Genomic DNA, 10,832 nt, shown 5'->3' on the forward strand with positions numbered 1-10,832 from the left:
CCTTGGCGTCCGCGGCGAAGACCCGGGTGTCCACCACCAGCGGCACCAGCTCGGCGAACTTGCCCGCGGTACCCGCACCCACATCCTTGGACCAGGCACGCTTGAACTTCACCTCGGTGGAATCCACCGGCGTCAGTTCCGCCGGCTTGTTGGCGACCTCGTTGCTGGCGCAGGCCGCCAGCAGAACCGCCGCCAGCGCGATTGTCAGGGTGCGCATCACGATGCCTGCTCGGCCTGGTCATCAGGCCGACCGAGTTCGGCCAGCTTGCGGTCGACGGCGGCCCGGGTCGGTGCGTTCAGATCCATGGCCGCCAACGCGGCCGTGTAGGCCTCGCGCGCCTGGTCGCTCGCGTCGGTGGCCATCAGAATGTCGCCCTTGAGCTCGAAGAACGCCGCCTCGAAGGATTCCGGCGGCGAGGCTTCGCCCAACACCTTCAGGGCCGCCTCGGTGTCGCCCTGCGCCCAGCGCACCCGCGCCAGACGCGCCGTGCCGAGCGCCCGTGTCGGCGCGTCGTCGGCATAGTTCGCCACCCATTCCAGCGATTCGGCGGCCTTGTCGTACTGCTCACCATCGGCGTAGGCCTTGGCGATCATCAGGTGACCGAGGGCCGCGTAAAGCGTGCCCTTGAACTCGGAGTCCAGGGTGTCAACCGATGCCGCCGCGGCTTCCAGATCGCCCGCGTCGATGGCCTCGGTCACGGCGTTGTACATGCCCGACGCGGCCAGCGCCTGGCCTTGCTGATGCCCGCTCCAGCCCTGCCAGCCGAGCACCGCCGCCAGGCCGACCACGATGCCGCCAACAACCGGCTTCCAGTACTCGCCCACCCATTCGCGCAGGCGCTGGATCTGTTCTTCGTCCGTTCTCTGTTCCACGTGTCTTCCCGTTTTCCTGTCGTGATCACGCTGCCGCAGGCGTGGCCTGCATGCGTTCACGGATGGTGTCGGCCAGCGCGCTCTGCGCGACGGCCTCTTGCTCTTCATGCGTGCGCAGCGGCTTGAGCTGCACGGTGGCGCTTTCAACCTCGGCATCGCCGAGAATCAGCGCGAATCGGGCGCCGCTGCGGTCGGCACGCTTGAGCTGCGCCTTGAAACTGCCGCCGCCGGCGTTGACCACGAGCCGCAGCCCGGGCAATGCATCCCGCAGGCGTTCCGCCAGCACCACGGCCGCGGCATCCGCCGCGTCGCCAAGCGCCGCGAGGTAGACATCGGCCACAGGCTGCGCGGTGGTGCCGCCGGCCTCCATCAGCGCCGCGAGCCGCGCCACACCGATGGCGAAACCCACCGCTGGCGTCGGCTTGCCGCCCAGTTGTTCCACCAGGCCGTCGTAACGGCCACCCGAGCACACGGCGTTCTGCGCACCCAGCGCCGTCGTCGTCCACTCGAACACGGTGCGTGAATAGTAGTCCAGTCCGCGTACCAGGCGCGGGTTGAGCGTCCAGGCGATGCCCAGTGCGTCGAGCCGGCCGGTCAGGGTCTCGAAATGTTCGCGCGAAGCGTCATCCCAGTAGTCGGGCAACTGCGGGGCGGCCGCCAGCATGTCCTGCATCGCCGGATTCTTGGAATCCAGCACGCGCAGCGGATTGGTCTCTAGCCGGCGGGTCGCGTCGGCATCCAGCAGGTCGGCGTGTCCACGCAGGTAGTCGACAAGGGCCTCGCGGTGCCGCTGCCGGCCTGCGCCGTCACCCAGCGAATTCAGCTCCAGCGTCAGCAGGTCGGTGACGCCCAGGCGCTTCCACAGCCGCGCGCTGATAGCGATCAGCTCGACATCGATGTCCGGGCCTTCCAGGCCGAAGGCCTCGACGTTGAACTGGTCGAACTGACGGTAGCGCCCCTTCTGCGGGCGCTCGTAGCGGAACATCGGCCCGGCCAGCCACAGCTTCTGGGGCCCGGCGTGCACCAGCGAATGCTGGATCACCGCGCGAACGACACCGGCGGTGGCCTCGGGCCGCAACGTCATCGATTCGCCGTTGCGGTCGTCGAAGCTGTACATCTCCTTTTCGACGATATCGGTCACCTCGCCGATCGAGCGGGCGAACAGCTCGGTTTTCTCCAGCAGCGGCAGGCGAATTTCGCGAAAGCCGTAGCTCTCGACGATCTCGGCGGCCGCGCGAATCAGCTGCGACTGGATATTGCAGGCATCCGGCAGCAGGTCCGGCATGCCTCGAATGGCTTGAATGCTCACGATGTCTGTTCGGCCAGGCGCCCGCGGACCAGCTTTTCCAGCGTGTCCACAAGCTCCTCGTTGTTCGTCTTGTGCTGGATGGAACCGTCGATGAAGATCGTGTTCGGCTTGCCGCCGGTCACCCCGATCTGCGCCTCGCGCGCCTCGCCGGGGCCATTGACCACGCAGCCGATGACCGCGAGATCCAGCGGCGCATCAATGTCCTCCAGACGGGACTCCAGCTCGTTCACGGTCTTGATGACGTCGAAATTCTGCCGCGAGCAGGAAGGACAGGCGACCAGATTGATGCCCCGCGTACGCAGGTGCAGCGACTTGAGCATGTCCCAGCCGACCTTGATCTCCTCGACGGGATCGGCGGCCAGCGACACGCGCAGGGTGTCGCCGATGCCATCGGCCAGCAGCATGCCCAGCCCAATCGACGATTTCACCGCCCCGGATCGCAACCCGCCTGCCTCGGTGATGCCCAGATGCAGCGGCTGCTCGATCTTCGCCGCCAGCTTGCGATAGGCCTCCACGGTCATGAAGACCTCGGAGGCTTTCAGGCTCACCTTGAAATCCGGGAAGTCGTGCCGATCCAGAATGTCGATGTGCCGCATCGCGGATTCGACCAGCGCATCGGAATTCGGCTCGCCGTACTTTTCCTGCAGGTCACGCTCCAGTGAACCCGCGTTCACGCCGATACGAATCGGGATTCGGTGATCACGCGCACAGGCCACGACCTCGCGCACCCGGTGCTCGCCACCGATGTTTCCCGGATTGATGCGCAGGCAGTCGGCGCCGTGCTTCGCGCTGGCCAGCGCGACCTTCCAGTTGAAATGGATGTCGGCGACCAGTGGAACCTCGACCTGACGCCGGATCTCGCGAAAGGCCTCGGCGGCCTTCAGCGTCGGCACGGACACCCGGACGATATCCGCGCCCGCCTTCCGGATGCGCTCGATCTGGGCGACCGTGGCGTCGATGTCCTCGGTCTCGGTGTTGGTCATGCTCTGCACGGAGATCGGAGCATCCCCACCAACCGGCACGTTGCCGACGTGGATTTGCCGCGACACCCGTCGCGTGATTCTGTGCTTGCTCTGCATTGCCATGAGAAAAACCCGATCAGCCGGGGGAACCGCTGGCTACTCGACCGTGAACCGGGCCGTGTTGTTCCCGCGAACGTACTGGGACACGTCCACGGTTTCGCCGCGGAACGTCACGTCCACACCCGGGGCATAGCCCAGAAAGATGGAAAACGGCCCGTCGTCGTCGATGGACCGGGTTTCGCCACTCTGGATCAGGCCGTTGAGCACCCGTCGCCCGCTGCCGTCCTCGACGCGCACCCAGGATGCATCGTTGAACTCGAGCACCAGGACCTCGGCAGCCGTGGCGGCAGGGGTTTCCGTGGCAGGCGTTGCCTCAGCCTCGTCCGGCGTCTCGGCCGGCTCGGTCGCGGTGGGCGCCGAGGTCATCGTGGTCTCCAGCGCCAGGCGGCGCGGACCGCCCACGCTGGTTGCCGACCGCTCGCCGGTACTGGGACGTGATGACGTCGATTCGTCGACAGCCTGCCCGCCCCGCTCCGCCGGAGGTTCGGTGACTCGCGCCGCGGCCGGGCGAACCGACGAGGTATTGCTGGAGACCGTCTCGGGCCCGGAGGACAGCCACCACCAGGCGGCCGCCACGACGGCGATGATGACGACGAGCAATAGCAGCAGTAACGGGAGACGGCGCCGCTCGCGGATCGGCTCGTCCTGCAGCAGCACCGGAACCTCCAGCTTCGGCAGCTGGCCGCCGGCATGGGCTTCGTAACCGGCGATGACGGCGGCCTCGTCGGCACCGACCACGCGCGCGTACTTGCGATAGTAGCCACGCACGTAGACCGGCTCGGAAAGCAGTTCGAAATTGTCACCCTCGATCGCGTCCAGCATCGACCGCGGCAACTTCGTCTGCACGACCATCTCGTCCAGGCTCAAGCCTCGCGCTTCGCGTGCCTCCCGCAGCAATCCACCCGGTTTGGGTTGCAGCGGTTCCTGCCGCCCGGGCGAATCCATCGGCTCTTGTTCAGCCATTCCGTTCAGTTCTCAGCAATGAGTACGTTTCGTCGGCCTCGGGGAACTGCTGTTGCAGCTGATTGGCGTATCGGCGTGCGGCCGCGACGTCTCCCAGGGCACGTTCGGTCCGCACACCCAGCCATAGGGTCTGCGGACTGTGCGGGGCTGCTTGTGCGTAACGCTGCAGAAACGCACGGGCCCGGAGGTATTCACCGCGGTCGTACGACAGCAACGCAATCTGCGCGAGTGCGTTGGAAAACGTCCCGTTCTCCCGCAAGGCCGCGCGAAAATATCCTTCAGCCTGCGCGTCCTTCCCCGCCTTGCGCGCACAGACTCCGGCGTTGGTGTACGCAACCTCGGGCGTCCGGTAACCCGTCACCCGCAGGGCGCGCTCGAACGCCGCCAAGGCCTCATCGTACCGCGACTGCCCACAGAGAAACACACCGTAGTTGTTCTGCGTGTCCGGACTGTTCGGCGCCAGCGCGAGCGCTCGGCGATAGTGCCGGTCGGCGGAGACGGCATCGCCACGATTCTGGTAGACGAACGCGATGCTCGCATGGGCGAGCGGAAACGACGCATCCTGCTCCAGTGCCCGCTGAAGCTTGGTCAGGGCGCGATCGGTCTCGCCCTTGCGCATGTAGTCGATCCCCAACTGGGTATTGATGCGTGCCGCTTCCGCGTAGTCGGCCTTCGCCGGCGCATACCGGCCATCCGCCGATTCGGTGACGCAGCCGGACGACGCCATCAGCGCCACCGCCACCAGCACCCAGCGCCATAACATCAGTTGGTCACCCGGACGGGAATGTCGGACAGTCGGCGTTGCTGCCGGCTGGCCACTCGCCCCACGAGCTGCCCGCAGGCGGCGTCTATATCGTCACCTCGCGTCCGGCGCGTGGTCACCAGCAGCTTCTCGCGCCGCAGGATGTTCGCGAATGCTTCGATGCGCTCGGCGCTGGAGCGACGAAAACGCGTTTCCGGAAACGGGTTGAACGGAATCAGATTGATCTTGGCCGGCATGTGACGCAGTAGCCGCGCCAGCTCCCGGGCATTGTCATCGCTGTCGTTGACGCCATCGAGCATCACGTACTCGTAGACGATGTGCATCTTGCGATCACGCTGGGTGTAGCGGCGGCAGGCGGCCATCAACTCGGCGATCGGATACTTGCGATTGATCGGTACCAGTTCGTCACGCAGCGCATCGTTGGGCGCGTGCAGCGAGACCGCCAGAGCGGTGTCGACATCGACACCCAGCCGGTCCATGAACGGCACCAGCCCGGAGGTGCTGACCGTCACCCGGCGCTTGGACAGGCCAAACCCGAGGTCGTCCTGCAACAGCCGGATCGCCGTGATGACCTGGTTGTAGTTGGCCAGCGGCTCGCCCATGCCCATGAACACGACATTGGAGATCGGCCGGTCCCTGCCCAGTTCGTCGACCAGCGTGCGGATCGCGAACCAGACCTGGCTGACGATTTCGGCCGCGGTCAGATTGCGCTCCAGGCCCTGCTGCGCGGTGGAGCAGAACGCGCAATCCAGCGCGCAGCCGACCTGCGAGGATATGCAGAGCGTGCCGCGGTTCGCCTCGGGGATGTAGACCGTCTCGATCGCCCCGCCGCTGTCCAGGCGCAGCACCCACTTGCGGGTGCCGTCGGATGACAGCTGCGCGGCTTCCAGCGTCGGCAGACGCACATCGGCAATGGCCGGCAACCGGGCGCGGAATTTCTTGCTGATGTCGGTCATGTCCTCGAAGGACGTGACCCGCTTCTGATAAAGCCACTGCATCAGCTGGCGAGCCCGGAACGCGGGCTCGCCATGTGAGCTCACAAAGGACTCCAGGGCCGCGCGATCGAGACCGAACAGGTTCACGGGTTGTGCGGCTGAAGTCGACATGCGCTTATCGCGTGCGCGGGCAGAGCTCGGTGGTGCTGAAGAAATAGGCGATCTCGACGGCAGCCGTATCCGATCCATCGGAGCCGTGCACGGCATTCTCGTCGATCGACTCGGCGTGGTCCGCACGAATCGTGCCCGGGGCCGCGTCCTTGGGATTGGTCGCGCCCATCAGCTCACGGTTCTTGGCGATGGCGTCATCGCCTTCCAGCACCTGGATCATCACCGGACCGGAGGTCATGAAGTCGACCAGGTCCTTGAAGAACGGGCGCTCGGCGTGCACCGCGTAGAAGCCTTCGGCTTCCTTGCGCGACAGATGTTTCATCTTCGCGGCGATGATCTTCAGCCCGGCCTTTTCGAAGCGGCTGTAGATGTCACCGATGGCGTTCTTGCCAACGGCATCCGGCTTGATGATGGAAATGGTTTGCTCGACGGCCATGCGTGCTCCTACGCGTATCTATGGTTTGTCAGTGTTTCAGCGGTGGCGAATTCCGCGACCGGCGCGAAATTCGTGGCTAATGAGAAAGAAACGCCGTCACGAGGGACGGCGTTAACCTGCATATTCTAGGGAAACGCCGCCTTTTTTGCACCGCAAACTTGATGGCCAGGCGGCGGTACACGCAACGTTTCCCGAAGGTCGGCGACGATCCGTGGTGACACGCGCTCAACTGGCGACCGCGAAGCTCTCCCCGCAGCCACAGTGATCCACCACATTGGGATTGTCGAAGTGGTACATCTGGTTCAGGCCATCGCGCCGAAAGTCCAGGCGCAGGCCGTCCAGCAGTTCCAGATGCTTGCGATCAACCACGATGGTTGACCCATGCGCCTCGAAGCTGACGTCGTTGTCGCCCACCTCATCGGCATAGTCCAGCGCGTAGGCGTAGCCCGAACAGCCCGAGGTTCGAACGCCGACCCGCAGGCCGAGGCCATGACCGCGTTTGGCAAGCTGTTCCTGGATGCGCCGTGCCGCCGCTTCGGTGATTTCGATGTTCATCGTCTTGCTCATGCTGTACTGACCGTCTGTGGAGACTGGTGGTTGGCGGAGACATCCTGCGGATGCCCTTCGTCGGCCTGGCGGCAGGCAGCAACCAGAGCGTCCACCGCCATCAACGCTGCTGGCATCCGGATTCTCGGCAGGTCCAGAGCTTCGACCACGGTAGCCGGTGACAGTGCCGCCGCCGTGACCGATCGCCCTTCCGCGAATTCGCAAACCCAATCCGCCGCGCAAAGCGTCGCAGGTGAACCATGGGCCCGAAACCTCGCGCGTTCAATGGTGGAGCCGTTCAGCCAGAGGCTGATCTCGACCACGTCGTCACCGGCCGGCGTGGTCGCCTCCGCGCGGGCCGTGGCGCCGGTCTCACCGGCCTGCCGGGCTTTGCCGAGGGTCTCGAAGCGGGCGCGCAGACCATCCATCAGGCGGCCTCCCGCTGCAAGTGATCCGGCTGCAACGCGCGCAGCCGCTCCACCGTCGCGGTGATCCGGGCAGCCGCCAGATCCACCTCGTCATCAGTGGTCCCGCGCCCGAGGCTGAGCCGCAGGCTGGCGCGGGCCTCGGCATCGCTGCGCCCCAGCGCGCGCAGCACGTAGGAGGATTCCTGGCCATCCGACGTGCAGGCCGAACCCTGCGAAATCATCAGCTCCGGCAGGCTGAACAGCAGGCTCTCCCCGTTCACGCCACGCACCGTCATGTTGAGGATATGCGGCGCCGTGACCGCGGCCGAGGCATTGCGGATCACGCCGGGGATCGCGGCCAGCCCGGTCCAGAGCCGTTCGCGCAGCCGGCCGACCCGCGCCGGGGCATCCGCGAAGCTGTCGAGCCGGCGCACGGCCTCGGCGAAGCCGAGAATCTGATGCGGCGCCAGCGTACCGGGCCGCAGACCCTGCTCCTGGCCGCCGCCATGCATCAACGGCCTGATCCGGGCGCTGCCGCGACGCAGCACCAGCGCCCCGATGCCGGCAGGCCCGTGGCACTTGTGCGCGGACAGCGCCAGCAGGTCGATGCCCATGGCGTCGACATCGATCGGCAGCCAGGCCAGCGACTGCGCGGCGTCGACGTGGAACAGCGCCGGATGCCCGGCGAGACCGCGACCAATGGCCTCAATGTCCTGGATCGCGCCGGTCTCGTTGTTCACGTGCATGATCGACACGAGTTGGGTGTCGTCCCGCAGCGCGTTCAGCACATCGGCTGCCGCGATCACCCCGTCGTCACCCGGCTTGAGCCAGCTCACGCGCCATCCGGCACGCTCCAGCTGGCGCACCGGGTCGAGCACCGCCTTGTGTTCCGTGCGAGCGGTGACGACATGCCCCGGCGGGCGATGCGCCAGCGCGCCGAGAATGGCGAGGTTGTCCGCCTCGGTGGCGCCGCTGGTCCAGATCAGGCTGTCTGCCGACGCGCCAACCCGGGCGGCCACGGCGGCACGGGCACGCTCCACCTGTTCCGCGGCCTCGCGACCCGCCGCATGCGTCGACGCCGGGTTGGCCAGCTCGAGCGCATCGCGCATGACTTCGGCGACCGCCGGGTCGATCGGGGTCGTCGCCGCGTGATCCAGATAGATGCGCGGCCTGCTCATGCGCTCAGGCTCACCGAACGCATCAGGCGCGAGGTCGCGGGGTTCAGGCGCTGCAACTCGGCCAGCAACGCCTGGACATCCTCCGCGGTGTTGCCCATGCCCAGACTGACGCGAATCGCACCCTTGGCCTGCTCGGCCGGAATGCCCATCGCCAGCAGGACGTGGCTGGGTTCGCCCTTGCCGCTGGCGCAGGCGGAGCCGGACGACACCGCGCAGCCGGCCTGATCCAGCGCCATCAGCAGGCTTTCGCCGTCGAAACCGTCCAGGCGGAACTGCGTGGTGTTGCAAAGACGCGTGGCCGCCGCGGCGAATCGCTCCACCCCGGGAATCTGGTCCAGGCCGGCATCAAGCAGATCACGCAACGTTTGCAGATGCGCCCTGCGCGCCGCCAGCTCCTCGATCGCGAGCTCCGCCGCGGCGCCGAAGCCAACGATGGCGGGCACGTTCTCGGTGCCGCCGCGCAGGCCGGATTCCTGACCGCCACCGTGCATCTGCCGGTGCAGCACGGCCCGTTCGCCGACGACCAGCGCACCGACACCCTTCGGGCCGTAGAGCTTGTGCGAGGACAGCGACAGCAAATCCACCCCGAGATCGGACCAGTCGATCGGATGCTTGCCCGCCGCCTGCACGGCATCGCTGTGCAGCCAGGCGCCGGCCGCATGCACCAGATCGGCGACGAGGGGGATGTCATTGATCACGCCGGTTTCGTTGTTCGCCAGCATCACCGACACCAGCGCCACGTCCCCGGCCTGCAGACGCCGCTCCAGCCACGCCAGGTCCAGGCGACCGTCGCGATCAACCGGAATGCGCTCGAGCTTGACGCCGTCGCGCTCCATCGCCTCGGCGCATTCCAGCACCGCCGGGTGTTCGGTCGCGCCGATCAGCAGCGTGCGCCCCGGTTGGGCCGCCATGGCGCCGCGCAGTGCCAGATTGTCGGCTTCCGTACCACCGCTGGTGAACACGACCGACTGCGACGGCGCGCCGACCAACGCGGCGACCTGGGCTCTCGCCCGCTCCACCACGTCCCGCGCGTTGCGCCCCGTGCGATGCAGACTGGACGCGTTGGCATAGGTCGCGCCGAAGACCGGCAGCATCCGTTCCAGCACCCGCGGATCGAGCGGCGTGGTTGCGTTGTGATCGAAGTAAAGCGTCATGTTCCGTGTCAGGCCGCGAAGGTCACGACGGCTTCCCGCACATCCAGCCGCCCCGCCACCACGTCGTCCAGTGAAATGCCGGCCAGAAAGTCATGCATGTGCGCGGACAGCGCCGTCCACAGGCCATGGGTGCGGCAGCGCTCACCGGTGCCGGTACAAGCGGCCTCGCCGCCGCAGCGGGTGGCGTCCATGTTCTCGTCCAGCGCGGCCATCACCGCCGCCACCGAAATCTGATCAGCCGTGCGGGTCAACGCATAGCCACCACAGCGCCCGCGACGCGCCGAAACCAGTTCGGCCCGGCGTAGCGCGGCGAACAACTGCTCCAGGTAGGCCACGGACAGGTTCTGACGCTGGGCGATATCGCCAATACAGACGGGGTCCTCCCCGCCATGCTCGGCCAGGTCGACCATGGCCATGACCGCGTAGCGGCCTCGCGTCGTCAGCTTCATCCGGGCTTTTGCGCCGCGCGCTGCTTCGACGCCTCGACGATGGATTCGGCCGCCTGCTCAGCCTCGTCGCGGGCGAACTCAGGCACGTCCAGCTTCGGCAAATCCTGGGCATCCACATGCTCGCGCAGCGCCTTGCACAGCTGCTCGACACGACCATCCAGCACATGGATGTGATGCAGCATCGAACCGATGGCCTTGGACACGGGGTCCGGCATGTCGCGGGTCATGCCGTAGGCGTCGAAGCCCATCTTCTCGGCCATCGCGAGCATCTCGCGGGTCGGCTGCTTGCGCTCGGTGACCACGCGACCCGGAATCCCGACGACCGTGGCGCCGGGCGGCACGTCGGAGACCACGACCGCATTCGAGCCGATGCGCGCACCGTCGCCGATGGTCAGCGGCCCCAGCACCTTGGCGCCGGCGCCGATGACGACATTGTTGCCCAGCGTGGGATGGCGCTTGCCCGGCGACCACGACGTGCCACCCAGCGTTACGCCGTGGTATAGCGTGCAATCGTCGCCAACAACGGCCGTCTCGCCAATGACCACACCCATGCCGTGATCGATGAA

General features: G+C 66.8%; 13 protein-coding genes and 1 pseudogene. All 14 read right to left on the bottom strand.

Translation table 11 applies throughout. The annotated features are described in order from the left end of the window. Positions 1-217 (bottom strand): annotated as a pseudogene (locus ABNS06_RS02050) (hypothetical protein); the annotation flags it as partial. Continuing rightward, positions 217-873, bottom strand: coding sequence for a tetratricopeptide repeat protein (locus ABNS06_RS02055; RefSeq protein ID WP_348672300.1), 657 nt, complete (start codon positions 871-873; stop codon positions 217-219). The pseudogene ABNS06_RS02050 and the gene ABNS06_RS02055, both read right to left, overlap by 1 nt. Positions 874-898: 25 nt before the next feature. Then, positions 899-2,185 carry a histidine--tRNA ligase gene (gene hisS, locus ABNS06_RS02060; protein WP_348672310.1) on the bottom strand — a complete coding sequence of 429 codons (1,287 nt, stop codon included), beginning with the start codon at positions 2,183-2,185 and terminating at the stop codon, positions 899-901. Continuing rightward, on the bottom strand, positions 2,179-3,261 hold the full coding sequence (gene ispG / locus ABNS06_RS02065) for a flavodoxin-dependent (E)-4-hydroxy-3-methylbut-2-enyl-diphosphate synthase (RefSeq protein ID WP_348672311.1): 1,083 nt from the start codon (positions 3,259-3,261) through the stop codon (positions 2,179-2,181). Before ispG ends, hisS begins: the two co-directional genes overlap by 7 nt. A gap of 39 nt (positions 3,262-3,300) precedes the next feature. Continuing rightward, positions 3,301-4,227 (bottom strand): RodZ domain-containing protein, encoded by a 927-nt coding sequence (locus ABNS06_RS02070; RefSeq protein WP_348672301.1) that lies wholly within the window; start codon positions 4,225-4,227, stop codon positions 3,301-3,303. Further along, positions 4,220-4,990 (bottom strand): type IV pilus biogenesis/stability protein PilW, encoded by a 771-nt coding sequence (gene pilW / locus ABNS06_RS02075; RefSeq protein ID WP_348672302.1) that lies wholly within the window; start codon positions 4,988-4,990, stop codon positions 4,220-4,222. Before pilW ends, ABNS06_RS02070 begins: the two co-directional genes overlap by 8 nt. Further along, positions 4,990-6,096, bottom strand: a complete 1,107-nt coding sequence (gene rlmN, locus ABNS06_RS02080) for a 23S rRNA (adenine(2503)-C(2))-methyltransferase RlmN (protein WP_348672303.1) — start codon at positions 6,094-6,096, stop codon at positions 4,990-4,992. Before rlmN ends, pilW begins: the two co-directional genes overlap by 1 nt. A gap of 4 nt (positions 6,097-6,100) precedes the next feature. Next, entirely contained in the window at positions 6,101-6,532 is a 432-nt protein-coding gene (ndk, locus tag ABNS06_RS02085; RefSeq protein WP_348672304.1) for a nucleoside-diphosphate kinase, read from the bottom strand. 225 nt (positions 6,533-6,757) lie between these two features. Continuing rightward, complete coding sequence (locus ABNS06_RS02090; RefSeq protein ID WP_348672312.1) at positions 6,758-7,087, bottom strand: iron-sulfur cluster assembly accessory protein; 330 nt, start codon at positions 7,085-7,087, stop codon at positions 6,758-6,760. Positions 7,088-7,095: 8 nt separating this feature from the next. Then, on the bottom strand, positions 7,096-7,506 hold the full coding sequence (locus ABNS06_RS02095) for an iron-sulfur cluster assembly scaffold protein (protein WP_348672305.1): 411 nt from the start codon (positions 7,504-7,506) through the stop codon (positions 7,096-7,098). After that, positions 7,506-8,663 (bottom strand): cysteine desulfurase family protein, encoded by a 1,158-nt coding sequence (locus ABNS06_RS02100; protein WP_348672306.1) that lies wholly within the window; start codon positions 8,661-8,663, stop codon positions 7,506-7,508. Before ABNS06_RS02100 ends, ABNS06_RS02095 begins: the two co-directional genes overlap by 1 nt. Beyond that, positions 8,660-9,817, bottom strand: a complete 1,158-nt coding sequence (locus ABNS06_RS02105; RefSeq protein WP_348672307.1) for a cysteine desulfurase family protein — start codon at positions 9,815-9,817, stop codon at positions 8,660-8,662. The genes ABNS06_RS02100 and ABNS06_RS02105 overlap by 4 nt, the downstream gene beginning before the upstream one ends. 8 nt (positions 9,818-9,825) lie before the next feature. Then, complete coding sequence (locus ABNS06_RS02110; RefSeq protein ID WP_348672308.1) at positions 9,826-10,266, bottom strand: Rrf2 family transcriptional regulator; 441 nt, start codon at positions 10,264-10,266, stop codon at positions 9,826-9,828. After that, on the bottom strand, positions 10,263-10,832 hold a 570-nt coding region (locus ABNS06_RS02115), incomplete at its 5' end, for a serine O-acetyltransferase (RefSeq protein WP_348672309.1). The genes ABNS06_RS02115 and ABNS06_RS02110, both read right to left, overlap by 4 nt.

The organism is uncultured Abyssibacter sp. (assembly GCF_964000955.1).
Taxonomy (GTDB): Bacteria; Pseudomonadota; Gammaproteobacteria; order Nevskiales; family OUC007; genus Abyssibacter.